General features: G+C 71.3%; 20 protein-coding genes. 13 read left to right on the forward strand and 7 right to left on the reverse strand.

The window, feature by feature from the left end:
• The first annotated feature begins 220 nt into the window (after positions 1-220).
• From E1294_RS11520 to E1294_RS11550, 7 genes are all read left to right on the forward strand, one after another.
• Positions 221-2,461 carry a beta propeller repeat protein gene (locus E1294_RS11520; RefSeq protein ID WP_132507646.1) on the forward strand — a complete coding sequence of 747 codons (2,241 nt, stop codon included), beginning with the start codon at positions 221-223 and terminating at the stop codon, positions 2,459-2,461.
• Between the two features lie 107 nt (positions 2,462-2,568).
• Positions 2,569-2,901, forward strand: coding sequence for a YciI family protein (locus tag E1294_RS11525; RefSeq protein WP_132507648.1), 333 nt, complete (start codon positions 2,569-2,571; stop codon positions 2,899-2,901).
• 224 nt (positions 2,902-3,125) lie between these two features.
• Entirely contained in the window at positions 3,126-4,667 is a 1,542-nt protein-coding gene (locus E1294_RS11530) for a PQQ-dependent sugar dehydrogenase (RefSeq protein WP_132507650.1), read from the forward strand.
• 346 nt (positions 4,668-5,013) lie between these two features.
• A complete protein-coding gene (locus tag E1294_RS11535) occupies positions 5,014-5,673 on the forward strand; it encodes a hypothetical protein (RefSeq protein WP_132507652.1) in 660 nt (219 codons plus the stop codon).
• Between the two features lie 78 nt (positions 5,674-5,751).
• Positions 5,752-7,134 carry a DUF4331 domain-containing protein gene (locus E1294_RS11540; RefSeq protein ID WP_132507654.1) on the forward strand — a complete coding sequence of 461 codons (1,383 nt, stop codon included), beginning with the start codon at positions 5,752-5,754 and terminating at the stop codon, positions 7,132-7,134.
• Positions 7,135-7,158: 24 nt separating this feature from the next.
• Positions 7,159-8,460 (forward strand): tetratricopeptide repeat protein, encoded by a 1,302-nt coding sequence (locus E1294_RS11545; RefSeq protein WP_132507656.1) that lies wholly within the window; start codon positions 7,159-7,161, stop codon positions 8,458-8,460.
• Complete coding sequence (locus E1294_RS11550) at positions 8,457-9,806, forward strand: High-affinity nickel-transporter (protein WP_132507658.1); 1,350 nt, start codon at positions 8,457-8,459, stop codon at positions 9,804-9,806. The genes E1294_RS11545 and E1294_RS11550 overlap by 4 nt, the downstream gene beginning before the upstream one ends.
• Positions 9,807-9,875: 69 nt before the next feature.
• Here the strand turns inward: E1294_RS11550 and dgoD are convergent, their stop codons facing one another.
• From dgoD to E1294_RS11575, 5 genes are read right to left on the reverse strand one after another with little or no spacing between them, the layout of a single operon-like run.
• Positions 9,876-11,021: a galactonate dehydratase gene (gene dgoD, locus E1294_RS11555; RefSeq protein ID WP_132507660.1), complete on the reverse strand. Its 1,146-nt coding sequence runs from the start codon at positions 11,019-11,021 to the stop codon at positions 9,876-9,878.
• A gap of 34 nt (positions 11,022-11,055) precedes the next feature.
• Positions 11,056-11,796, reverse strand: coding sequence for an SDR family NAD(P)-dependent oxidoreductase (locus E1294_RS11560; RefSeq protein ID WP_132507662.1), 741 nt, complete (start codon positions 11,794-11,796; stop codon positions 11,056-11,058).
• Positions 11,793-13,481 carry a discoidin domain-containing protein gene (locus E1294_RS11565; protein WP_132507664.1) on the reverse strand — a complete coding sequence of 563 codons (1,689 nt, stop codon included), beginning with the start codon at positions 13,479-13,481 and terminating at the stop codon, positions 11,793-11,795. Before E1294_RS11565 ends, E1294_RS11560 begins: the two co-directional genes overlap by 4 nt.
• Positions 13,482-13,489: 8 nt before the next feature.
• Positions 13,490-15,046: an alkaline phosphatase D family protein gene (locus E1294_RS11570; RefSeq protein WP_165977234.1), complete on the reverse strand. Its 1,557-nt coding sequence runs from the start codon at positions 15,044-15,046 to the stop codon at positions 13,490-13,492.
• The gene (locus E1294_RS11575; protein WP_246082951.1) at positions 15,043-15,729 is read right to left on the reverse strand and encodes a FadR/GntR family transcriptional regulator; all 687 of its coding nucleotides are present in this window, start codon (positions 15,727-15,729) and stop codon (positions 15,043-15,045) included. Before E1294_RS11575 ends, E1294_RS11570 begins: the two co-directional genes overlap by 4 nt.
• 71 nt (positions 15,730-15,800) lie before the next feature.
• On the opposite strand from E1294_RS11575, the gene E1294_RS11580 reads away from it, so the two are divergent.
• The 5 genes from E1294_RS11580 (at position 15,801) to E1294_RS11600 (ending at position 22,435) form a co-directional block, all read left to right on the forward strand.
• Entirely contained in the window at positions 15,801-17,084 is a 1,284-nt protein-coding gene (locus tag E1294_RS11580) for an ABC transporter substrate-binding protein (RefSeq protein ID WP_220447680.1), read from the forward strand.
• Positions 17,081-17,956 (forward strand): carbohydrate ABC transporter permease, encoded by an 876-nt coding sequence (locus tag E1294_RS11585; protein WP_132507670.1) that lies wholly within the window; start codon positions 17,081-17,083, stop codon positions 17,954-17,956. The genes E1294_RS11580 and E1294_RS11585 overlap by 4 nt, the downstream gene beginning before the upstream one ends.
• Positions 17,953-18,789: a carbohydrate ABC transporter permease gene (locus E1294_RS11590; protein WP_132507672.1), complete on the forward strand. Its 837-nt coding sequence runs from the start codon at positions 17,953-17,955 to the stop codon at positions 18,787-18,789. Before E1294_RS11585 ends, E1294_RS11590 begins: the two co-directional genes overlap by 4 nt.
• Positions 18,786-20,756, forward strand: a complete 1,971-nt coding sequence (locus E1294_RS11595; RefSeq protein WP_132507674.1) for a beta-galactosidase — start codon at positions 18,786-18,788, stop codon at positions 20,754-20,756. Before E1294_RS11590 ends, E1294_RS11595 begins: the two co-directional genes overlap by 4 nt.
• A gap of 116 nt (positions 20,757-20,872) precedes the next feature.
• Positions 20,873-22,435 carry a carbohydrate-binding protein gene (locus E1294_RS11600; RefSeq protein ID WP_484213979.1) on the forward strand — a complete coding sequence of 521 codons (1,563 nt, stop codon included), beginning with the start codon at positions 20,873-20,875 and terminating at the stop codon, positions 22,433-22,435.
• Positions 22,436-22,502: 67 nt separating this feature from the next.
• Here the strand turns inward: E1294_RS11600 and E1294_RS11605 are convergent, their stop codons facing one another.
• Positions 22,503-23,297, reverse strand: coding sequence for a LysR family transcriptional regulator (locus E1294_RS11605; RefSeq protein WP_132507676.1), 795 nt, complete (start codon positions 23,295-23,297; stop codon positions 22,503-22,505).
• Between the two features lie 147 nt (positions 23,298-23,444).
• Here E1294_RS11605 and E1294_RS11610 point away from each other — a divergent pair, with 147 nt between their 5' ends.
• Positions 23,445-24,074: a LysE family transporter gene (locus E1294_RS11610; RefSeq protein WP_132507678.1), complete on the forward strand. Its 630-nt coding sequence runs from the start codon at positions 23,445-23,447 to the stop codon at positions 24,072-24,074.
• 9 nt (positions 24,075-24,083) lie between these two features.
• Here E1294_RS11610 and E1294_RS11615 read toward each other — a convergent pair whose 3' ends face one another.
• The gene (locus tag E1294_RS11615; RefSeq protein WP_132507680.1) at positions 24,084-25,805 is read right to left on the reverse strand and encodes a protein kinase domain-containing protein; all 1,722 of its coding nucleotides are present in this window, start codon (positions 25,803-25,805) and stop codon (positions 24,084-24,086) included.
• Positions 25,806-25,895 lie beyond the last annotated feature (90 nt).

Consider the following 25,895-nt stretch of genomic DNA (forward strand, 5'->3'; position numbering starts at 1 on the left):
CCCACACGCACCGCCCCCGCCTCCGGGCATCGCCCCGCCTCCGGGGATGCCCGCAACACCGGCCATGCCCCCGCGCGGAGTGCCCCCGCCTTCGCGCATAACCGGCCCTCCTGTGGGCGGGGCACCTCCGCACATGGGACCTCCGCCGACGCACGGGGCACCACCGCACGGGGCACCGCCGCACGGAGCGCCCCCGCCTTCGCATGGGACGCCTCCGCGCATGGCACCCTCGCCTGCGTACGGAGCGCTCCCGCCCCGGGGCGTGGCGGTCCCGGCAGCGGCCGTGGCGGCCTCGCCCGCGCGGCGGCGCGCCTTAGTGTGGGGAGCCGTGGCGGCCGGTGTCGTTCTCGTCCTCGGCGCGGCTGCCGCCTTCGTGGCGCTCCGGCCGGACGGCCAGGTCGCCCGGAAGGATACGACGGCACCGCAGACCGGCCAGGTGAACAGGGCCGACCGGCTCTTCCCGCCTCCGTCCAAGCCGGCACCAGACGGCGGGCTCAACCAGCACGTCAACGCCGCGGCCGCCCACGGCGACACCGTGGTCGTGGTGGGCGGTGAAAGCGTGGGTCCCTATTCCCCGACCCGTCCGATCTTCCTGGTCTCCGACGACAGCGGCACGACCTGGAAGTCGGTGCCGCCACCCGGGACGAAGTCGACGACCGCGGGCCTCGTGGCGGGCGGCGACAAGGGCTGGGTGGCTTTCCCCAGCAGGCTGCTCAAGCACGCCCCCTTGGCCTGGACCAGCGCCGACGGTCACACCTGGCAACCCGTCAGCGGCGACGTCCTCGGTGACATGGTCGGCTACAACCTGTCCGGCCTCGTGGCGACCGACAGCGGATTCGTGATCATGGGAGCGCCGGACGCCTCGGCGGAGAAGGCGAGCCCGACGGCTGTCTGGACCTCGGCGGACGGCCGGCAATGGCAGCGGGTCACGACCACGACCGCGCTGCCGGCAGGCCGCACCAGCATGGTCGCCCACGGCGACAACGTCCTCATCGACGGCGGCTCCGCCGACGGGACGGCCGGCCGCCTGACCGCGAGGTCGGGCGACGGCGGCCGCACGTGGCAGACCGCCACGCTCGACACCGGTACGGGCACGCCCGTCCTCGCCACGGACGGCAAGTCCTTCTACGCCGCCTTCAGCAAGGAGTTCAAGAGCACCACCATCGCCGGCTCGACCGACGGCGCGTCGTGGAAGGAGGTGGGCTCCAGCGAGGGCACCTCGCCGAAGGGGTTCGCCGTGGGCCCGACCGGGTTCTACCTGCTCATGGACGCCGTACCGCTCGGGGAGCCCGGATATGGCGAAGAGGCCAGGCTCCTCCACAGCGAGGACGGCTCCGGCTGGGACTCGCTGGGGACCTCCAGTGAGCTGAACGCCTACCAGCCGGTGATGGCGACGACCAAGAGCGGTGCTCTCCTCAGCGGCGACATCTTGGGCGCCTTCTCCACCGACCGGCCGGAGCGTCTCGACCTGCGGTTGTTCTCCGCGGGCCCGGACAGTGACGTCGCCCCGATCGACCTCGGTGGCGTCGCGGGCCTGCGCTACCCCGTCACCCGGGTCAACGACCTGCGCCACGCGGGAGACGTCACCGTGGCCGTCGGCCAGTCCCAGGGCATGGCCAGCGCCTGGTGGAGCACCGACAGCGGCGCGACCTGGCAACGTTCGGACCTGGAGACGCCCGGCGAGTTCACCGCCGTGGTGCACGGCCCGAGCGGCTGGCTCGCGATCGGCCCCGGGGCCTACACCTCGCGCGACGGCCGCACCTGGCACCGTTCCGGGCACGCCTTCGGCACGATCAAGGAGGCCGCGGCGGCCAAGGACAGCTATCTGGTGACGTCCGGGAAAGACGCGAAACGAATATCCTGGCGCTCCACCGACCTGGTCACCTGGCAGCAGGTCACCTCACCCTTCGAGTTCCCCAGCGGCCTGGCGGGCGGAGAGTACGGCTACGTCGCCCCGGGCATGTGCCCGGACGGCGGCACCACGGCGAACTGCCTGATGTATTCCACCGACGGCCGATCGTGGCAGCGCATGCCGGCGATCGGCCTCCCGGACGGACAGGGCGCGTGGGTCACCGAGGCCGTCGTCGGACGGGACACGGTGATCGTCATGGGGCTGGCGCACCAGGGCGGGACGTCCGCGGGCACCATCACCAAGACGTTCTCCGCCCGGCTCTCCCCGTCGGGCCAGTGGGAGAAACCCCAGGTCGCCGAGCTCGGCGGCCAGACACTGTCCGAGCTCAGCCGGGACGGGAACGCCTGGATCGCCCTGCGGGCGAAGGCGGGCGAGATGGCCCTCGTGAGGTCGCAGGACGGGCGCACCTGGGAACCGCGGACCAGCGTCACCTGGCCGAAGGGCATGCAGTCCCAGGCTGTCGCGGCCGCCCCTGACACGATCCTCGTCGTCGGCTCCCTGCGAACGGACACCGAGGACTACCCGCTCCTGGGCCGCCTCGCGCCCTAGTGCGGCCCGCGGCGGGCGTACCGCTCAGCCAGCGCTGCGATGAGTTTGTGCACGGTCGGGAGTCGGTACGGGTAAGCACACCATACGGACGAGAGGAGGGCACTGTCGTGGCGAAATTCGTGACCATCGGGTACGGGGACCAGGACGGCTACGACCGCACCGACGCGGCGGTAAGGAACGATGCACATGCGCATGACGCCCGCCTGCTTGAGGCCGGGGCCGTCACGGGCATCGCGGGCTCGCCCGTGCAGGTGCGCAATCACGGTGGTGCCGGCATGACCGTGGAGAGCGGCTCCTTCATGTTCTCGGCTCTCCCGGTGGCCGGGTTCTCGATCATCGAAGCCGCGACCCTCGAGGAGGCCGTGGAACTCGTGGCGAAGACCCCGTGCGCGGTCGCACAGGGGGTGGTCGAGGTCTGGCCGTTGCAGGAGTCGCCGTAGACCGCCGGGAGACCGGTGCCGGCCCGGCGGCGATGTACGTTTCATGCGGGCGGTGGCGAGCCGTGCCGGCGCCCTTCCGCATCGCCGCCGGTCAGGGGGGATGAAAGCAGCCGCGACGGCGTGGTTCCGCTGCTCCGTGCGGACGTCGTGATCGCGATCCTGGTTGGGACGGCGGGCGAGCCTATACCGTCCGATCCGACGAAGCCTCGCCTCTGGAGTCCGACATGCCAGGAAAACGCTGGGCAGCGCCCGCACTGCTCGCCCTGTCCCTGCCACTGCTCGCCCCCGTGAGCGCACTGACGCCACCGGTCGCCGCGGCGACGTCCTCATCCTCATCCGTCCTGGCCGCCTCCGAGGTGCCGCTGGAAGAGATCAACACGATCACCACCCAGGTCGCCTTCGGGTTACGCCGCCCCACCGCCATCGCCGCACCCGATGACGGGACGGACCGGCTGTTCATCACCGAGAAGCGCGGGACCGTGCGGGTCTACCACCCGGACACCGGTCTCGACGAGACCCCGATCATCGACATCACGGCGTCGGTGGACGAATCCGGCAACGAGCGCGGGTTGCTCGGCATCGCCCTCTCGCCCGACTTCGCCGAGAGCCATGACGTGTACCTCGCCTACACGGCGCTGCCGGACGGCGCGGTGACCCTGGCACGGTACGCGCTGGACGACACGAGCCTCGAACCCCTGCTCTCCCAGGAGCACGCCGAGAACAGCAACCACAACGGCGGCCAGATCACCTTCGGCACCGACGGCAACCTGTACATGAGCATCGGCGACGGCGGCGGCTCAGGTGACCCGTTCGACTCCGGGCAGCGCGTGGACACCCTGCTGGGCAAGATCCTGCGCATCGACGTCAGCCGGAGCTGCGGCGACCTGGCCTACTGCGTACCCGAGGACAACCCGTTCACCGGCGTCGAGGGCGCGCGCGAGGAGATCTGGATGTACGGCGGGCGCAACCCCTGGCGCTTCTCCGTCGACCCGGCGGACGGCTCGATGTGGATCGCCGACGTCGGCCAGGGCAGGTGGGAGGAGATCAACCACATCAAGCCCGGACGGCAGGCCGGCGCGAACCTCGGCTGGTCCTGCTACGAGGGGCTGGAGGTGTTCGACGAGACCCAGTGCCGCTCCGGCGCCGACTACACCGAGCCGATCTTCACCTACTCCCCGCACACCGGTGGCTGCGCGGTCATCGGCGGGCAGGTCTACCACGGCGAGGAGTTCACCGACCTGGTCGGCGGCACCTACATCGCCACCGACTACTGCTCCTCCACCGTGTGGGCGCTGCGCGAGGACGGCGCGGGCGGCTATCTCCAGGCCGAGATCGGCCAGACGCCGACGCAGGTCACCGCGTTCGGCGCCACGCCGGAGGGCGAGCTGTACGTCGTCAACGACCTTCCCGGGGGCCTGCACCGCGTCTCGTTCGAACGTGCGAAGCCGGCCTGCCTGATCGGGCACACCACGCAGACCTGGGGTGGCGGCATGACCGTCGACCTCACCATCACCAACACCGGCACGACACCGGTCGACGGGTGGACGCTGAGATTCCCCCTCTCCCGTGGGCAGACCGTCGTCTCCGACTGGAACACCGATCTCACCCAGAGCGGTGACATCGTCACCGCGGCCAACGCCGCCCACAACGGCTCCATCGCGCCTGGCGGCAGCGTGACGCTGGGCTATCTCGTCAACCACACGGGCGACGCGTCCCTGCCGAGCAGGTTCTCTCTCAACAGGGACGCCTGCGCCGTCGACCGCTGACTGATCTCCAGCCGGATGCGCAAGTCACACGGGCGGGTGGCCTGATCGGGCCACCCGCCCTGCCTCAGCATGGGGATCGCCATCGTTGCCCTATGAAGTGGTATAACTACTGTACGTAAAGAGCCAGCCGGCGACAGGAAGGGGCGTGACGCATCACGCCCGGCAGGCCCGGACCGACCGACGGGCCCGCCGATAATGGTTTTCGCATGCCCAAATTCGAGCTGAAAACTTTTCTTACAACGGGTTGAGGATCCCTTTACAGAGAGTAATATATTCACTACTTTGAGCGTGTCATCGCAGGTCGGAGGCGTTTCGTTGCCTCACCTCACAGGAAAGGCCGATAGCCATGCGCGCTCTTTTCCGCATCGCTCAAACACTCGCGGTCGGCGCCGCGGTATTCACGACGGCATCAGCCGTCCCCGCCCACGCCGGCCCGCTTCCCGCGCTCCCCGGCGCCCCGCCCATCGAGCCGCCGAGCGCCACGTGCTTCGAGTTCCCCTACTTCGGCCCGAAGGGACACGCGGACTTCGACTTCGGCCGCGACGTCGTCAGGCTCCTCGACGAGCGCGGCGTGCGCGTGGAGGGCATCGCCCCCATTCAGGCCAAGCCCGGCAACAAGGGCGTCTATATGCCCATCGGGTGGAAGCGGGACCACATCGACCCGTGCAACGGCGTCTACTACCCCGGCGGTTTCGCCCTCAACGACGTCAAGAGCGGACACACAGCCGCCATCCACGACATCTACCTGCGTCCCGACGGCGCGCACGCGCAGGTGGTCATCGACGGGCAACCTCAGGGCGAGCAGCTCGTGGCCACCTACCGCCTGGCGGAGTTCGCCCCCTACGTGCCAACGCCGCGGCCGCTCGAAGGCGGCATCGGGCCCAGGCACTGGCCGTTCTACACCAGCGCCTACCTCAGCCGGACGGTCAGGCGGCTCACCGGCATCCCACTGAACGAGGGCGACTACCTGGCCAACCTCGACGCGGTCGTCCAGTACGTGCCGTAGGGCGACATCCCCTGACCTGAGATCTGCCGCCGGGCCGTGCCCGCGGGCGCGGCCCGGTACGAGCGAAACGAGAGACTGATGCGAGTGACCAGCGCGAGGAGCCGGTGGGTGTGGGCCGCCGCCGGCGGCACCGCCGTGATCATGCTGACGACCACGGTGCTGCTCGGCCCCACGATGCGGCCGGGCACGGCGACCAGCCACTGGGACGCCCCCGCCACCACCCGTGACAAGCAGGTCGACGCGACCGACCTGTACGCCTTCACCAGCCCGGAACGGCAGGACACGGTCACGATCGTGGCCAACTACATCCCCTTCCAGGCGCCGAACAAGCCCTACCAGTTCGACACCAATGCCCGCTACGAGGTGCACATCGACAACACGGGCACCGGCCGGGCCGCCGTCACCTACCGATGGACGTTCACCAACAAGGGGCTGCCGGTGCCCTCCTTCGTCCGCGGGCGCGAGCACCAGGCCGGACCGCTGGACTCCCTGGTCGAGCAGAGCTACACGCTGACGAGGCTGCGCGGCGGCACGTCGGAGACTCTCGTCCGTGACGGCTACGTGGCTCCCGCCGACATGGGCGCCCTGGCCACACCCGACTACCCCGGGCTGCGGCGCAAGGCCGTCCGTGACCTGCCGGGAGGGGGCAAGGTCTTCACCGGCACGGCCGCCGACCCGTTCTACTCCGACAATCACGCGGTCAGCCTGCTCAGGTTCGGGCTGCCGTTCTTCCCGGTCAAGAGCGGCGTGCCGCTGAACGTCAGCTCCCTGGCCCTGCAGATCCCCAAGTCGGAGCTGGCGCTCGGCGGCGATCCCGCGGCCAACCCCGTCATCGGCGTCTGGACCACCGCCTCCCGCAAGTCGAGCGGCGTGCTCGGCTCGGGGGCGGCCGACTTCAAGCAGGTCTCGCGGCTGGGCAATCCCAACTTCAACGAGGTGATCATCCCGTTGAAGCAGCGCGACCGCTTCAACACGCTGCGGCCGGACGGCGACGAGAGCGGTGGCCTCGTCGTGCCGTCCACGCTCGACCCCGATCAGGCCAAGGTCGTCGCGAAACAGGCCAGGGTCGCGGCGCCGCCGGCCCCGCGCAAGGACCTGGAGGAGATCTACCTCACCGGCCTGACCACGCGCGGAGACGGACCGATCGACCGGGATCTCAACTCCCACCTGCTGAACCGAGACGTCTCCCGCATCGCCAAGACGGAAGAGCTGCGGCTCAACATGAGCACGCCCGTCGCCGCCGAGCCGGACAAGTACGGCCTGCTCAATGGCGACCTGCAGGGCTACCCCAACGGCCGCCGCCTCATCGACGACGTCGTGACCGTCAACCTGCGCATGCTCCTGGGCGAGCCCGCGGGCCCCGGCGCGCCCGGCATCGTCGCCGAGGACAACCCGGCGTTCCTGCTGAAACCCATCACCGGCAGCTTCCCCTACCTGGCGCTGCCCGTCACCGCCGGCTGAACCACACCGAGGACACCCGATCAGATGAGTCGTACACGGCGGTTGCTGTCCCTGCTGGGATGCGTACTCCTGGGCGGCGTCCTGCTGGCCCTGTACGCCCCCGGCGGCGTCCTGCGCCGGGACGGTACCCCTCCCGGGCCGGCGGGGCGGTCGCCGTACGACCTGTCCGGATCGATCGAGGACGCCCAGGATCGCCTGCGTCATCGCCCGGATGACGCGGCGATCTGGGCGAGCCTCGGCCTCCTGTACCTGGAGCAGGGTCGCCGCACCGCCGACGGCGCCTACTACGGCAAGGCGCAGGGCGCATTCGAACGTTCCCTGCGCCTGCCCACGGGCGACGGGGAGCCGTACATCGACGCCGTGATCGGCATGGGCGCGCTGGCCAACGCCAGGCACGACTTCGCCGGGGCGGTCCGCTGGGCCGAACGGGCGCGTAAGGCGGCCCCCTACCGCTGGCCGCTGTACGGCGTGCTCACCGACGCCTACCTCGAACTGGGCCGGTACGAACGAGCCGAGAGCGCGCTGCGGCGCATGCTCGACGGCCGCCCCGACCTCGCCTCCTTCACCAGGGCCGCGCGCCTGGAGCAACTGCACGGGCGGACCGGCGCCGCCCGCAGGCTGCTGCTCCGCGCGTGCGAGATCGCCGGCGCCCCCGCCGAGTACGCCTTCTGCCAGTGGCAGCTCGGCGAGCTGGCCTGGAACGACGGCGACGCCCGGAGCGCGCTCGCCGCCCACACCCGGGCGCTGGCCGCCGATCCCGGACACGTGCCCTCGCGGGCGGGCAAGGCGCGCGCGGAGGCCGCGCTCGGCCACCTCGACCAGGCACGGCGCGACTACGCCACCGTCGTCGCCCGGTCGCCGTCGTTCGTCGTCGAGTACGGCGAACTGCTCGAACACCTCGGCGACCGTGCCGCGGCCCGACGGCAGTACGCCGTGTTCACCGCCCAGCACAGGCTGCTGGCCGCCGGCGGCAACCCCGACGACCTGGCCATGGGCACATACGAGGCCAATCACGGCGACCCCGAAGCGGCGGTCCGGCACCTGCGGGCCGAGTGGAGGCGACGCCAGAGCATCGAGGTCGCCGACGCGCTGGGCTGGGCCCTGCACAAGGCGGGCCGCCACGCCGAGGCCGCCGAGTACGCCGCCCGCGCCACCAGGCTCGGCGGGCACGACGCGCTGTTCGCCTACCACCGGGGCGAGATCGAGCGGGCGCTCGGGCACACCGCCTCCGCCCGCGCCCACCTGACCAGGGCACTGTCCATCAACCCGCACTTCTCGCCGGCCAGGGCGGCGCGGGCACGGGCGCTGCTGGCGGCGACGGCATGATCGCAGCGCTCGCCGCCACCGTGCTGGCCGCGCATCCGCTGGGCAACTTCAGCGTCAACCACTACGACGGGCTGACGATCCACCGTGACAGGATCGAGCACGTCGCCATCGTGGACAGCGCCGAGATCCCCACCCTTCAGCAGCCCGTCAGCGGCCCTGTGGACGCCCATGCCCGTCGCGCCTGCGCACGACTCCGCGACGCCGTTCAGGGTCAGGCGGAGGGACGGCCGCTGACCTGGCAGGTGACCGAGACGTCCTTCGCCTACCAGCCGGGCGCCGCCGGGCTGCGTACGAGCAGGCTGACGTGCCGCCTGACCGCGCCTCTGCGAGTCGACCGGCCGCTCACCCTGACCTTCGCCAACACCCACCGCGGCGACACCGTGGGCTGGCGGGAGATCACGGCCCGGGGTGAGGGCGTGCGTCTCAGCGCCTCCAGCGTGCCCTCACGCAGCGTGTCGGGCATGCTGCGCGACTATCCCGCCGACCTGCTCAGCTCCCCTCTCGACGTACGCGACGCGCGGATCACGGTGGAGCCGGGTGACGGAGACGCCGGGACCTCGGTGGCCGTGCCGGGCGTCGACGCCATCACCCGCTACACCGGCCTGCTGACCGACCGGCTCAACGCGCTGGTCGGAGCCGACCGGCTGACCGTACCGCTCGGCCTGCTGGCCCTGGTCCTGTCGCTGGTGCTCGGAGCCGTGCACGCCGCGATGCCCGGCCACGGCAAGACCGTCATGGCCGCCTACCTGGCCGGACGGGACAAACGGCTCCGCGACACGGTCGCCGTCGCGGCCACGGTCACCGCCACCCACACGGCCGGGGTGCTGATCCTGGGGGTGCTGATCACGGTCGCCGCCTCGCTCGCGGGCGAGGCGGTGCTGGGCTGGCTCGGCGTGACCAGCGGCCTCATCATCACCCTGATCGGCTTCAGCCTGCTCCGCTCCGCCCGCCACCACAGATCCGTCCACACGCCTGCCCACGGTCACGGGCACGGTCACGGGCACGGGCACGGGCACGGGCACGGGCACGGTCACGGGCGGTGGCCGGGTGGGGTGGTGGCGCTGGCGGTGGCCGGTGGGCTGGTCCCGAGCCCGTCCGCCCTGGTGGTCCTGCTCGGCGCGATGGCACTGGGACGTACGGTGTTCGGCGTCATGACCGTCGTCTGCTACGGGTTCGGCATGGCGTTCACGCTGCTGGCCGCCGCGCTCGCGCTGCGCAAGCTGGGCGATCTCGCCCTGGTGGGGCGACTGCAGCGGCTGCGGCCGTACAGCGCCGCCATGACCGCCACGCTCGTCCTGCTCGTCGGCACGGGTGTCACCCTGCGCGCGGTCTCCGCCCTGGCGTGACCGTCGCCCGCCGCCCCGCAGGAAACTCGCGGGTTCCAGCGACCAACGATCCGCCGTCCCGCAGAGCGATCACCACTCGGCGAGGCTGCCATCCTCGCGACGCCAGACGGGGGAGCGCCAGCGGTGGCCGGTCTCGGCGGCGCGTTCGACGGCGGCGGCGTCGATCTCGATGCCGAGGCCGGGGCCGGTCAGCAGCGGCACATGCCCGTCGGTGTACCGGAAAACCGACGGGTCCACCAGGTAGTCGAGCAGGTCGGCGGGCTCGTTGTAGTGGAGGCCGAGGCTCTGCTCCTGGATGAGCAGGTTCGGGGTGGCGAAGCCGGTCTGCAGGCTGGCGGCCAGGGCGATCGGGCCGAGCGGGCAGTGGGGGGCGAGGGTGGCGCCGTAGACCTCGGCCAGGGCGGCGATCCGCCGGGTCTCGGAGATGCCTCCCGCGTGGGAGATGTCCGGCTGGGCGACCGCGATCCCCGCCTCCAGCGCGGGGCGGAAATCCCACCGCGAGTACAGCCGCTCCCCCGCCGCGATCGGGATGGCGGTGGCCGAGGTGACCGCCGCCAGCTCGCCGGTGAGCTCGGGCACGACGGGCTCCTCCACGAAGAACGGCAGGTACGGCTCCAGCAGCGGCAGCACCCTGCGGGCCATGGGCAGGCTCAGCCGTCCGTGGAAGTCCAGCGCGATGTCCACCTCGTCGCCGACCGCGGCGCGCACCGACGCGAGCCGGTCCACGATCGCCTTGACGGAGGCCGCCGTGTCGATGGCGCGAAGGATGCCGGCGGCGTTCATCTTCAGCGCGGTGAACCCGGCCTCCACCAGCCCCACCGCCGCGTCGGACGCCTCGGCGGGAGAGTCGCCGCCGACCCAGCTGTAGACCCGGACGCGGTCTCTGACCGGCCCGCCGAGCAGCCGGTGCACCGGCACACCGTAGGCCTTGCCGGCGATGTCCCACAGCGCCTGGTCGATGCCGGCGACCGCGCTGGACAACACCGGCCCGCCCCGGTAGAAGCCACCCTTGGTGAGCACCTGCCAGTGGTCCTCGATGCGCAGCGGATCGGCGCCGACCAGGTAGTCGGACAGCTCTGCCACGGCCGCGGCCACCGTGGCCGCCCTGCCCTCGACCACCGGCTCGCCCCAGCCGGTGATCCCCTCGTCGGTGTCGACGCGCAGGAACAACCAGCGGGGCGCCACCAGGTAGGTCGTGAGCGAGACGATGCGCATGAGTCCCTTTTCGATCGGTAGCGGCTCAACGGGTTCAGTCGGAGTCCTTCATGACGCTCCAGCCGCCGTCGACGGTCAGCGCGGCGCCGGTGATGAACGATGCCTCGCCGCTGGCCAGGAACGCTATGGCGGCGGCGACCTCGTCGGGGCTGCCCAGCCGCCCGGCCGCCGTGGCGCGGGCGCTGCGCTCCCGGCCGGCCTCGTCGATGCCGTCCCACGCGCCGGTCAGGATGGGGCCGGGCACCACCGCGTTGGCGCGTACCTCGGGGCCGTACTCCACGGCGAGCTGCCTGGTCAGCGAGAGCAGCCCGCCCTTGGACGCGGCGTAGGCGGGGCGGCCGGGGAGTCCGAAGCCGGCGTGCACGCTGGAGACCGCCACGAGGGCGCCACGGGCCCGCCGCAGCTCGCCGATGAACGTGCGCACGCCCAGGTAGAAGCCGCCGAGGTTGACCGCGAGCTGGGCGTTCCAGTCGTCCGGCCCCACCTGGTCGGCGGGTCCCTGCCGCAGCAGGTAGGCGTTGCCGACGAGCACGTCCAGCCGCCCGAACCGGTCGCGGACCAGCGTGCGCAGGTCGTCCCACGCCTGCGGCGAGGCCACGTCGCAGTTCGCGTACACGGCCCCGGGAACGCTGTCCGCGACTTCTCTGCCCGCCGCGTCGTCGATGTCGGCGACGACCACCGAGGCGCCCTCCGCCGCCAGCCGGCGGACCGTGGCGGCGCCGATGCCCCGTGCGCCACCCGTGACGACGGCCGTCTGCCCCGCGAACCTGGTCATCGGACGGTGACCTCCGCCGCCGACAGGTAGGATCCGCCGCTGGCCCGGCTGCCCTCCAGACGCACGTAGCGGGCGTCCGCAGCCTCGAACGAGGCGGTTTTCAACCGCGCGTCGGCCGCCCACGATCCGCCGGCGACCTCCGTGAACGTCTGGCCGTCGGTGCTGAGGTAGACCCTGTAGTCCAGGATCGTGCCGTTGAGGTTGCCGTCGAACCGCGGCTGGTAGTCCAGGGCGCTGATCTGCTTGGTCTCGCCCAGGTTGAGGGTGATCGACTGGGGCAGCGGGTGCGGCGGCTGGTACTCGGAGTGCCAGTAGGTCGCGATGTCCTCGTCCACCGCCAGTTCGGGGCCGAAGCCTGAGTGGAAGCTGGTCGCGTACACCTTCGGCTCGACGCAGTCCTCGGTGACGGTGACCGGGATCTCCCGCTTCTCGGAGCCGATCGTCACGGTGACGCGGTGCTCGCCCGGCGCGGTGTCCCTGGGCGCGGTGATGTTCACGACCACGTTCTTCGCCTGGCCCGCGGGCACGTCGAGGGTGGCCTCGGCGGGTGTGGCGGCGAGCGGCTCGGACACGCTCACGCGGACCGGCCGGGACAGCGGCGCTCCGGTGTTGTTGACGACCCTGGCCATCACGTCGGCGGTGCGCACGGCGAGCTCGCAATGATCCAGCGCGAGCTTCGCCGGGACCACCGACTGCTGCTCGTCGCGGGCGGCGCCGAGGAGCGCCCACCCGAACGGCTCGTCGGCGTAGTACGCGGCGCGGCAGTCCCGATCCGCGGTGCGCGAGCGCCCCGCGTCGAAGGCCGCCTTGCAGTCCGAGACATCCGGCATGTCGGTGTCGATCGCGGCTTTCAGCACATCCCCCCTGGCGAAAACGTACCCGCTGTGCGGGCGCGCCTGCGCGTCGCCGCGCTCGAAGTACGCGTCGGTGTAGGCACGTGGTCCCGTCAGGTCGGCCCAGAACGCCTGCGGCGCGCAGCCGATGGTCTGGTCCACCGCCGGCACGGCGCAGCGCCCGGCGCGGAAGTCGCCGCCGAGCACGGTGACGCCGCCCTCGCGGGCGAACCGATCCGCGAGCCAGTCGGCGAGCTGACTTGCGGCCGGCGCCGGATCGCCGCCCGGGTGCGCGGCGACCAGCGGTACGCGGAGCGTGCCGTCCCGCCGCGCGGCCACCACGTAGGCCTGGTCCTCGTCCTGCACCCGCTCGAAGCCGCCGGGCGCGGCCACGGTCATCGTGCCGGTGTTCAGGATGATCGCGTTCTCCCTGACCGCGCCGTCGGGCAGGAAGGCGGAGCGTTCACCCGCCACCTCGGCCCGGTAGCGTTGCCCGGTGGCCCGGCTCAGCGCGTTCGCCAGGTGGCGGGCGCCGGGGCCGAGGATCTCGGTGAGCAGCAGGGCGTCCGGCGCCGCGGGCGCCTTCTCGGCCAGCAGCCTGGCGAAGTTGTCCAGGTCGCGGGTGTCGCGGGCGTCCGCCTGGCGTACCGAGTCCTGCAGGTTGGCCTGCACCACCAGGATTTGGCCCGCCGGCGTGACGGGCAACCGCCGCGACGCGGACCCGGCCGCGGACAGACCGGGGGCGACGGACCCGGCTGCGGGCGGATCGGGGACGACGGACCCGGCGGCGGGCATCGTGAACAGGCCCCAGCAGATCGCCACCGCGGCGGCGGCGTGGAACGTCCTTCTCATGTCCTGCCTCACATGTCCTGCAGGGCCGGGCGGCCGGATTCGACGACGAACGACCTGCGCACCGACGCGGTGCCACCGGCCGTGGTGACCTTGTCCACCACCACGTAGTCGGTGGTCAGCGTGTCGGCGGCGGCCCGGCAGCGCACGTATCCGCGCTGGTTGTTGAAGAACTTCAGGTGGGGGTTGGCGGCCAGCCACTCCTGGCCTCCGGGCGTGTTGTCGGATCCGTCGCCGCCGGAGGTGATCGAGGTGCCCACGAACTCCACGCCCACGCTCGGCGAGCCGGGGTCGGCGTAGTCGGCCTTGAGCTCCGCGGCGCAGTTGACGTGGGCGTCGCCGGTGAGCACCACCGGGTTGGACACGCGGCGCTCACCGATGCCCGCCCACAGCCGGTCGCGCGCGGCCGCGTAACCGTCCCAGGTGTCGGGGTTGAGCTGCTGCAGGCCGGGGTCGGTGAGCCGGTCGAGCTGGAACATCATGACCTGGTTGGCCAGCAGGTTCCAGGTGCTCGACGAGTCGGCGAGCCCTTTGAGCAGCCAGCGCTCCTGCTGCTCCCCCAGCATGGTGCGGGACGGGTCGAGCCGCGCCCCGATGTCGATGGGGCTGCGGAACTGCCGCGCGTCCAGCACGAAGAAGCTCGCCAGCCGCCCGTAGTCGATCCGGTGGTGCATCGCCATGTCGGGGCCGACCGGCAGCGCGGAGGGACGCATCGGATTGTTCTCGTAGAAGGCGCGGAACGCGGCGGCGCGGCGGCGCAGGAAGTTCTCCGGGGTCGCGCCCGTGGGCGACCGGTCGGCGCCCCAGTTGTCCTCCACGTCGTGGTCGTCGAGGGTGAAGAACCAGGGGGCGGCGGCGCGGGCGGCCTGCAGGTCGGGGTCGGTGCCGACGAGCGAGTGCCGCAGCCGGTACTGCGAGAGGGTCTGGACGAGCGCGCCGTGCGCGGGCGACAGCTGCGTGCCGCGCTTGCCCCCGGTGGCGCCGATCCCGTTCTCGTAGATGTAGTCGCCGAGGTGCCCGACGAGGTCGAGGTCCTGGGCGGCCAGGTCGCGGTACGCGGTGTAGAAGCCGACGTCCCAGGCCTGGCAGGAGGCGAAGGCGAAGCTGACCGGCACGGACGTGCGGGGGTCAGGTGCGGTCTTGGTACGGCCGACAGGGCTGTCGTCGGCGCCGGCGGTGAACCGGAACCAGTACGCCCGGCCGGGGCGCAGCCCGTGCACCTCCACGTGCACGGCGTGCGTCAACTCCGGGCGCGCGGTGGCCACGCCTCTGCGGACGACCTTGCGCATCCCGTCGTCCTCGGCGACCTCCCAGCGCACCGGCACGGGGGTGCGCGGCATGCCCCCGAGCCCGTCGTCGGCGAGCGGCTGCGGGGCGAGCCTGGTCCACAGGACCACGCCGTCCGGCCGGGGGTCTCCGGAGGCGACGCCGAGCGTGAACGGCGTGCCGGGCAGGGCGGGTGAGGAGTCGGTCCAGCCGCCGGGCACCTGGGCCACGGCGGCCAGCCCGGCGAGCCCTGCGGCGTGGGCGAGCAGTCGCCGCCTGGACGTCATGTGGGGGGTGGTCATAATGCGGCTTCGTCCTTTCCGGCCTGCGCGAGCAGGTCCCGCATGGCGGATTCCGCGGCGTCTGGATCGGCGCGGCGTACCGCGTCCAGGACCGCCCGGTGTGTGGCGGCGAACCCTGGGCGCTCGCCGCCGGCGTGCACCAGCCGGTCCCGCGCGTAGAGCGCGGCGGCGATCACGATCTGCAGGCAGTCGAGCACCTCGTTGCGCGCGGCGGCGAGCAGCGCGCGGTGGAAGGCGACGTCCGCCTCGGTGTGCGCGGCGGGGTCGGCGACGGTGCCGGCCATCCGGGCCAGGGCCGCCTCCAGGGCCTCCAGGTCCTCGTCGGTGCGGCGCTGCGCGGCCAGCCGTGCGCCGGCCGGTTCCACCACGGCCCGGACCTCGGCGAGGTCGCGAAGCATCCGTTCGTCACCGCGCTGGGTGAACCGCCACCGCATGACGTCGGGGTCGAGCATCGACCACTCGGCGCGCGGCCTGACGAACGTGCCGCGTTTGGGCCGCGCGTCCACCAGCCCTTTGGCCGCGAGGGTTTTCAGCGCCTCCCGCATCACCGTCTGGCTGACGCCGTAGTGCCTGGCCAGTGCGATCGGGTCGAGGGTTCCCCCGGCGTCAGGATCGCCCCCGAGAATGCGCCGGCCGAGATCTTCGACGACCTCGCCGTGCATGCCGCGCCGTGGATAACTCAAGGCCGCACATCCCTTCCGATCCCCTTGTGAAGCTGATAAAAGCATATTTTATGGTTATTTGGCCACGACGCTTGGGATCCCCCCTCCTCAGCCTGGCCGTGGTGGCGATGCTGCTCGTGAGCGCCTGCGGGGGCGGCGCCGGTGCGACCGGACAAGATCCCGTCCGGCTCACCTTCTGGGCGTGGGTTCCGGGGATGGACAAGGCCGTCGAGCTGTTCAACCGCACCCATGACGACGTCCAGGTCACGCTGGACAACATCCCGCCAGGGCCGAAGGGCGGATACGCGAAGATGCACGCCGCCGTGCTGGCCGGCGACGCCCCGTGCCTGGCCCAGATGGAGTTCCAGGAGTTGCCGTCGTTCCTGCTCAACGTCGAGTTGATGGACCTGAGCCCCTATCTCACCGACGCCGACCGGGCCGACTTCCAGCAGAACACCTGGGACCTGGTGACCTACGAGGGCGGCACCTACGCCGTGCCGCAGGCGACCGGCCCGATGGCGCTGTACTACCGGGCCGACCTGTTCGACAAGTGGGGCATCGAGGTGCCGGAGACCTGGGCGGAGTATCGCGAGGCGGCCGCCCGGGTCCGCGAGGCCGACCCGGACGCGTACGTCACGAACTTCCCCGCCAACGACGCCTCGCCGTTCATCAGCCTCGCCTGGCAGGCCGGCACGCCGTGGTTCGACACCCGCGGCGGCGTCTGGAACGCGAAGATGACCAGCGCGGAAACGCTGAAGGTTGCCGACTACTGGCAGGGCATGATCAAGGACGGGCTGGTCAAGGTCAGCCCGCACTTCGCGCCCGGCTGGTACAAGGACCTCGCGTCCGGTCACCTGGTGGCGATCCCCCTCGCGCAGTGGGGTGAGGCCATCCTCGCGGCCAACGCGCCGGACACCGCCGGCAAGTGGCGGGCCGCGCCGCTGCCCCAGTGGGAGGCGGGCGGCAATGCCTCCGCCAGCAACGGCGGCTCGTCCACCGCGCTGCTGCGCGGGTGTGAGCATCCCCGCGAGGCCGTCGAGTTCGCGTTGTGGATCAACCGCGACCCACGCAGCGTCGCGATGCTGATCGAGAGCGGCTACGGCTGGCCCGCCGCGATCGACGGCATGTCCAGCCCTTCGCTGACCAAGCCCTCCGCGTTCCTCGGCGGGCAGCGTACCGACCGGCTGTTCACCGAATCCTCCAGCCGGGTGCCGCGCGGCTGGGTGTGGTGGCCCGGCTACGAGGAGACCAGGCAGACGCTCAACGACAGCTTCCCGCGGGCGCTCGCCGGCGAGGGCACCTTCGCGAGCGCGCTGCGGGCGGCGCAGACGCAGGTGGTCGAGCAACTGAGGGAGAAAGGGCTGAGGGCCCAATGAGGAAACGCACCGCCGCGGTGTTCCTGGCGCCGTTCGTGCTGCTGTTCGCCGGGTTCTTCGTCGCACCCATCCTGTACGCGCTGGCGCAGAGCTTCACCGTCATCGAGCGCTCCGGCCTGCTCGGGCTGAGCGGCCAGACCACGCACTTCGCCGGTCTGGCGAACTACGGCAAGGCGCTGTCCGACCAGGGGTTCGTGGAGAGCCTCGGCCGCATCCTGCTCTACGCGGCGATCATGGTGCCGCTGATGGTGGTCGGTGCCACGGTGCTGGCGCTGATCCTGGAGGCCGGCATGGCGCGCTGGCCGCGGTTCTTCCGCACCAGCTTCTTCCTGCCCTACGGCATCCCCGGCGTGATCGCCTCGATCATGTGGGGTTTCCTGTACGCGCCCGGCACGTCACCGTTCACCCCGGTGCTCAGCGCGTTCGGCATCGAGACCGACCTGCTCGGACCGGGCACGGTGTTCTGGTCCGTCATGAACATCGTGGTGTGGTTGTGCGTCGGCTACAACATGCTGGTCGTGGTGGCCCAACTGCAGTCGATCCCGCGCACGTTGTACGAAGCGGCCAGGATCGACGGCGCCGGACGGTGGGGCATCGCCTGGCGGATCCAGATCCCGCTGCTCCGTCCCGCGCTCGTGCTGATCACCGTGTTCACCATCATCGGCTCGCTGCAGTTGTTCAACGAGCCGCTGGTCCTGCTTCCGGTGTCCCGCGGCCTGTCCACCACCTACACGCCCACGCTGACCGCGTACCACGACGCGTTCAACGGCAACGACATGGCCCTGGCCGCTGCGGAGTCGATCATCCTGGCGCTGGTGACCGCCGTGTTGTCCTTCGGGTTCCTGCGCTTCGTGGGAAGGGGACGCCGATGAGAACGGTCAGCCTCCGCTGGCTCACCACCGTCCTGCTGCTGGTGCTCGCGGCGTACTTCCTGCTGCCGCTGTACTGGCTGATCGTGGCGGCCACCAAGAACACCGGCGACCTGATCAACTCCTCCCCGCTGTGGTTCGCCAACCCGCAACTGTGGACCAACCTCGGCGACCTGTTCTCCTTCAGCGACGGGATCTACCTGCGGTGGATCCTCAACTCGGTGATCTACTCAGGGCTGGGCGCGGCCGGGGCCACGCTCATCGCCGCGTGCGCCGGCTACGCGATGGCCAAGTGCGAGTTCCGCGGCAGGGAGGCGCTGTTCAACGTCATCCTCGCAGGGGTGCTGCTGCCCACCACCGCCATCGGCCTGCCGCTGTTCCTGCTGATGTCCGACGCCGGCCTGGCCAACACCTACTGGGCGGTGCTGCTGCCCAGCCTGGTCAGCCCGTTCGGGGTCTATCTGTCGCGGGTGTACGCGGCCACGGTGCCGGACGACGTGCTGGACGCCGCCAGGGCGGACGGCGCCGGCGAATGGCGCATCTTCCTCACCATCGCCCTGAAGATCATGTCTCCGGCGCTGGTGACGATCTTCCTGTTCCAGTTCATCGGGATCTGGAACAACTATTTCCTGCCGCTGGTGATGTTGTCGGACAGCAGCCTCTATCCGCTCACCCTCGGCCTGACCAGCTGGCAGGGCTTCGCCGACCGGGAGCCGATCCTCCAGACGCTGGTGGTGGTCGGCTCGTTCGTGTCGGTCATCCCGCTGATCGTGTTGTCGGGGGCCCTCCAGCGGTTCTGGCGGGCCGGCCTGACCGAAGGGAGCGTACGCGAATGATCCGCTTCGGCGGGGACTACAACCCCGAGCAGTGGCCGCGCCAGGTCTGGGCGGAGGACGCCAAGCTGATGCGAGACGCCGGCGTCACCTTCGTGACGCTCGGCATCTTCGCCTGGGCCCAGGTGGAGCCCGTCCCCGGCGACTACCGGTTCGAGTGGTTCGACGAGGTCATGGACCTGCTGCACGACCACGGCGTGGCGGTGTGCCTGGCCACGATGACCGCCTCGCCGCCGCCGTGGCTTGGCCACCGCCATCCCGAGTCGCTGCCGGTCGACGCCGGCGGGGTGCGCCTGAGCTACGGATCGCGCTGCCACATCTGCCCGTCCTCCACCGCCTACCGGAAGGCGGCGCGGGCCCTGGTCACCGAGCTCGCCCGGCGGTACGCGGGCCACCCGGCGCTGGCCGCCTGGCACATCGGCAACGAGTACGGCTGCCAGGTGCCCCAGTGCTACTGCGACCTGTGCGCCGAAGCCTTCCGCAGCTGGCTGCGACGCCGGTACGAGACCCTCGACCAGCTCAACGAGGCGTGGACCACGGCCTTCTGGAGCCAGCGCTACTCCGCGTGGGAGGAGATCCTCCCGCCCCGCCGCACCACCGGCATCCCCAACCCGGCGCACACGCTGGACTTCACCGCGTTCTGCTCCGACGCGCTGCTGGACTGCTACCGGCTCGAAGCGGACGTGGTCCGCCAGGCCACGCCGGACGTCCCGGTCACCACCAACCTGTGCAACGTCGCCCCCACCACCGACTACCCGGCCTGGGCGGCGGAGATGGACGTGGTCAGCGGCGACTGCTATCCCGACCAGCGGGAGCCTGAGCCGCATCTGCAGAGCGCGCTGTTCTTCGACGTGTGGCGCGGGCTCGGTGACGGCCGGCCGTGGTGGCTGCTGGAGCAGGCCACCTCCGCGGTCAACTGGATGGGCACCAACCCGGCCAAGAAGCCCGGCGGCATGCGGCTGGACAGCCTGCAGGCGGTGGCCCGCGGCGCGGACGCCGTGCTGTTCTTCCAGTGGCGCGCCTCACGCGGCGGCGCGGAGAAGTTCCACTCCGCCATGGTCCCGCACGCGGGCGCCGATCACCCGCTGCACCAGGCGGTCCGCGACCTCGGCGGCGAGCTGCGGTCGCTGGGCGCGGTCGAGGGCTCGCGGGTGCGGGCCGAGACGGCGCTCGTGCTGGACTGGCGCAACTGGTGGGCGGTCGAGCAGGAGTCGCATCCGAGTGACCGGATCCGCATGATGGACCGGCTGCGCGACCACTACGACCCGCTGTGGCGGCTCGGCGTCACCACCGACGTGGTGCGGTCCGCCTCCGATCTGAGCGGCTACCGGCTGGTGGTCGTGCCCAACCTCTATCTGCTCTCGGCGGAGGCGGCGGCGAACCTGACCGCGTACGTCGAGCGGGGCGGTCACCTGGTGGTGTCGTTCTTCTCCGGCATCGTCGACGAGAACGACCGGGTGTGGCTGGGCGGATATCCGGGGCCGCTGCGCGAGCTACTCGGCCTGTCGGTCACCGAGTTCGATCCGCTGCACACGGGGGCGACCGTCCCGATCACCTTGGACGGCTCGGAGTCGCGGGCCACGTTGTGGTCGGAGCGCATCACGCTGGAGGGCGCCGAGGCCGTGGCCAGGTTCGGCGACGCCGGCCCGGCCGTCACCCGGCATGCCTACGGCGAGGGCGTCGCCTGGTATCTCGGCACCCGGCCGGATCCCGCGGTGATGCGGGAGCTGACCCGCCGCATCGCCGCCGAGGCCGGCGTGACGCTGCCCGGACTGCCGGAGGGCGTGGAGGCGGTCACCCGGGCCGGTGACGGGGGCGTACGTCATGTGTTCCTGCTCAACCACACCTTCGAGGAACGCCGCGTGCCGGTCCCCGACGGCGGGAGCGTGCTGCTCGACGGCGAGCGGTCCGGCGGCGTGCTCGTCCTGCCGCCTCGCGGGGCGGCCGTGCTGACGCGGCACGGGGCGTAGCTCGGGCGCCGGATGAAAGTTTCAGCGATGGTTGACGCAGGGAAAGCGCTTTCCTACTGTGGCATCCGTTTCCGCTCTGCCCGGGCAGGGACGCCGTACCCGACCCTTGGAGAAGCATGATGCGCCTGACCTCCGTCCTCGCCTGCACCGGCCTGTTAGCCGGCACGCTCGCCATCGCGCAACCAGCACATGCCGCACCCACCCGCTACGAGGCCGAGACCTCGCCCGCCGTCTGCAACGGCAGCATCGACAACGACCACTCCGGATATTCGGGAAGCGGATTCTGCAACGGCGACAACAACACCGGCAGCTACGCCCAGTTCACCGTCAACGCCGCCACGGCCGGCACCACCACCCTCGCCATCCGCCACGCCAACGGCACCACGAGCGGCCGCCCCGCCGGCCTGATCGTCAACGGCGCCACCACCCAGACCGTCCCGTTCGCGGCCACCGGCGCGTGGACCACCTGGACCACCACGACGCTGACCGTGCCGCTGAACGCCGGAAGCAACACCATCCGGCTCAGCCCCACCACCTCGAACGGCCTGCCCAACATCGACTACATCGACGTGGAAGCGGGCGGAACGACGCAGCCGCCCGCCGACACGTTGTACGTGGCGCCGGACGGCGGCGAGAGCGCGGCCGGGACGGAGTCGGACCCGACGACCCTCACCTCCGCGATCTCCCGCGTCGCCTCCGGCGGGACGATCTACATGCGCGGCGGCACCTACCGGTTCTCGCAGACGGTCACCATACCGCCGGGCAACGACGGCACCTCGGGCGACCGTACGGAACTGTTCGCCTATCCCGGTGAGACGCCGGTGCTCAACTTCTCGGCCCAGAGCGAGGACTCGGCGAACCGCGGGCTTGCCGTGGGCGGGTCGCACTGGCACATCCACGGCATCGTCGTCGAGCGCGCCGGTGACAACGGCATCCTCCTCGCCGGCAACAACAACATCATCGAGCGCACGGTGACACGCTTCAACCGCGACTCGGGCCTGCAACTCTCGCGGCTGATCGCCGGGGCGCCCGCGGACCAGTGGCCCTCCGGCAACCTCGTCCTGAGCACGGTGTCGCACGACAACGCCGACTCCGACGGCGAGGACGCCGACGGCTTCGCACCGAAGCTCACCGTCGGCCCCGGCAACGTCTTCCGCTACACCGTGTCCCACAACAACATCGACGACGGCTACGACCTGTTCACCAAGGACGACACCGGCCCCATCGGCGCGGTGACCATCGAGAACTCCCTCGCCTACGACAACGGCACCCTGAGCGACGGCAGCCAGGCCGGCGACGGTGACCGCAACGGCTACAAGCTCGGTGGCGAGGACATCGGGGTCGACCACGTCATCCGGCGCAACATCGCCTACGAGAACGGCAAGCACGGGTTCACCTACAACCGCAACCTCGGCACGATGACGGTGTCGGGCAACGTCAGCATCGGCAACGAGGAACGCAACTTCAACTTCGACGGCGGCTCCTCGGTGTTCCGCGACAACACCTCGTGCGACAGCGGGTCGAACGACCGGATCATCGGTAACGCCGACGGCTCGAACCAGTTCTGGTCCGGCTCGAACGGGTCCCGCTGCTCGTCCTACAGCGGCTCGCTGAGCTGGTCGTTCGCCTCGGACGGCCGCCTCGTCGTGACCTTCGGCGGCAGGCGGGTGACGCCGTAACAGGGGCTCACCGCCCTGGTCTCCGGGCCGGCCGCGCCGTCCGCGGCCGGCCACGGAGACACAGGGCTCATCCGGCCCGCTGCCCGGCCAGCCACTCGTCCGCGGCTTCCCGCAGGGCGGCCAGGCCGCGGGCGATGACGCCCTGCTCGGCGCTGCCCCGCCGGAAACACGCGATCAGCTTCCGGGTGGGCAGGCCGTCGCCGGTGAGCGGCACCCGGCGTACGGGGAGGCCGGCGGGCAACGGGGCCAGCCGGGGCATCAGGCAGACGCCGTGCCCGTGCGCCACGAGGGAGGCGATGGCGAACCAGTCGACCGCGCTGTGCCGGACGTGCGGGGTGAAGCCGGCCGCCGACGCCGCCTGCAGCAACAGCCGGTGCTGGTCGCGCGGATCACCTGCCTGGATCCACATCTCGCGGGCGGCGTCGGACAACTCGGCTGAAGGACGCCGGACGAGCGCGTGGTGCTCCGGAACCAGCAGGTCCTGGGGTTCTTCGAGCAGCAGGCGCTGGTCGAAGCGCGGATCGCCGGGCGGCGGCGTGTCCTGGGTGAGGATAGCGACGACGATGTCGACCTGATCGGCGAGCAGCAGGGTGAAGCGGTCCTCCGCCAGGTCTTCGCCGAGGTCGAACGTGATGTGCGGGTGCCTGGTGCGCAACCTGGCCATCCCGGGGGCCATGACCGCGGCAATCGCGGTCGCCACGCCGGTGATGCCCGGCTGCAGGAGCGGCACCTGCAACTCGTCGGCGAGCAGCCGCAGTTGCTGGGACACGGCGGACGGGGTGAGGTGCAGCATGGCCGCGGCGGCGGTGACCGTGCCCTCGGCGTGCAGGACGCGCAGCGCCCTGAGACGGTGATCGATCACCCGAGAGGCCCCCAAGTGGATCGTGTAGCTGCGGCGAACGATACGGTACACAATCTTTCGATGGATATGCACAATCGGCACGGGTGAGAATGGCGGGGAAGGCCCGGGCCCTTCACGACCAGATCGAGGGAAGTGAAGGGGTCTCCCATGCAGGAAGCCATCCTCGCCGGCCTGTGGGCGGGCTACGGACTCTCCGTACCGGTCGGCGCGGTCGCGGTCCTCATGATCAACATGACCGCGCGGACGTCGTTCCGTGTCGGCGCCTCCGCGGCCGTGGGCGCCACGACCGCGGACGCCCTCTACGCCGTGCTCGCGGTCGTGGGCGGCGCCGCCGCGGCGAGCGCGCTCCAGCCGTTCGCGCAGCCGCTGCGCTGGACGGCGTTCCTGGTGTTGTCCGCCATGGCGATCCGCATCCTCGTCACCGCGTTCCGCACCTCCGGCAGCGCGGGCGCGCACCCGGGCGGCCCGCGCCGCGAGATGACCCCGTTCCGCTCCTACGTGCTCTTCCTGGGGCTGACGGTGCTCAACCCGTGGCCCGCCCTCTACTTCGTGGCTCTCATCCTCGGCCGCCAGGCACAGCAGGCGATGACCGCCGCGGAGTCGGCGGTCTACGCGGGCGCGATCGTCGTCGCCTCGGCGAGCTGGCAGCTGCTGCTCGCGGGGGGCGGCGCCGTGTTCGGGAAGCTGCTGACCGGGCACCGCGGCCGGACCGTCACGGCCGTGGTGTCCAGCGTCCTGATCATGGCCCTGGGCCTCGGCATGGTGATGGACGGCTGACCACGCGGGTCACTGGAGCGCGCTCCAGTTGCGCAGGGTCCTGGGGCCGTCGAGCACCGTGTCGTCGTAGCGGTCGTCGGTGACGCGGATCTTCATGTACTGGGTGCCGGAGAACACCCAGTAGTCGTTCCGCTCCCCCGGCACGGGCATCGCCGCGTCGATCCCGTGCCGGAACGCGGCGTGCCTGGAGAACGTGCCGGTCCACCCGTCGAAACCCGACGGCCCATGGTTGACCTTGCCACCGGGTCCTTCGCCGTCCAGCATGATCCTGACGTACTGGTCGCCCGCGAAGACCCAGTACTGGTTCGGGTCGTCCGGCGTCCGCATCACCGCGTCGATCCCGTCGTCAGGAAGACCGCCGAAGGCGTTCTCCCAGTCGCGCAGCGGCCTCGGACCCGCCACCAGCGTGTCGGCGTACCCTTCCTCGGCGCCGGCGATCCGCATGCGGAGGTACTGGCTGCCGGAGAAGACCCAGTACTCGTCCCGGGATCCCGGGACCCGGAGCGCCGCGTCGATCCGGTCCCGGAAGCCCGGCAGGCTCTGGAACGTGTCTTTCCACGCGTCGAGCGGCGAGGACTCGGACAGGCGCTCGCGCACCGGGTAGCCCGAGGCCGACATGCGGGCCCGGATGTAGCGGTCACCGGAGAACATCCAGTAATGGCCAGGCGCCTTGATGTCGGGGTCGTCGGGAACCGGCATCACCGCGTCGGTGCGGGTCGGGTGCGTGGCGGCCGGGGAGCCTTGGCCGGTGGAGGGGCCAGGGGATGGGCTGGTGGAGGGGTTCCCGGGACTTGCCGTACCCGCGGCGTCGGAGGCCGCGCCGTCTCCCGAGCGGCTCATCAGCACTCCCGCGCCGGCGACGGCGGCGACCAGGACGACCGCGGAAACCGCCGCCACGCCGAGCAGGCGGCGGCGCGGAACGGCGCCGCCCATCGGAAAGTCCTGCGTGCCCGGCACCGTCGCGGCCAGGGGCCGCAGCATCTCGTTCGCCTGCGCGACGGAGGGACGATCGGCCGGGTTCTTCCGCAACAGCGCTTCGACCGGGGACCGCAGCGGTCCCGCACTGGCCGGGATGTCCGGTTCATCCCGGATGACAGCGTTCAGCACGCCGACGGGCTCCGGACGGGCGAACGGGGAACGGCCGGACAACAGCACGCACAGGGTGGCGCCCAGCGAGAACAGATCACTGGGCGGCCCCACCGGCCGGCCGCCCACCCGTTCGGGGGCGATGTACTCGTACGACCCCACCACCGCGCCGCTCGCGGTGAGCGACTCACTTCCGGCCAGCGCCGCGATGCCGAAGTCGCAGAGGACCACCCTGCCGTCGCGGCGCAGCAGGATGTTGCCCGGCTTGACGTCCCTGTGCAGCGCACCGGCGGCGTGCACGGCCTCGAGAGCCGACAGGAGTTGCAGGCCGATCCCGGCGACGGCGGCGGGACCCATCGGGCCGGTGGAGGCGACATGGTCCTTCAGGGAGGGCCCGTCCACGTACTCCATCACCAGCCACAACCGCTCGTCGTGGTACACCAGGTCGTAGATGTTGACGACGTTGGGGTGGGAGATGCGGGCGATGGCGTGCGCCTCCCTGCGCGCCCGGGCCGTATGCTCGGCGCCCTCCGTGCCCGTGGCCCGAACATGCGCCTCTTTCACGGCGACGGTGCGGTCCAGGAGCCGGTCGGTCGCGCGCCACACGGTCCCCATGCCTCCGCTGCCGAGGCGATCCAGCAGCACGTACCGATCGGAAAGCGCTAACGGTGCACGGTTATCAGCCACACGACAAACTTACTGATCGTCCGTGTTTCCGGTGCGGATGATCAGAGA

Source organism: Nonomuraea diastatica (assembly GCF_004349015.1).
Taxonomy (GTDB): Bacteria; Actinomycetota; Actinomycetes; order Streptosporangiales; family Streptosporangiaceae; genus Nonomuraea; species Nonomuraea diastatica.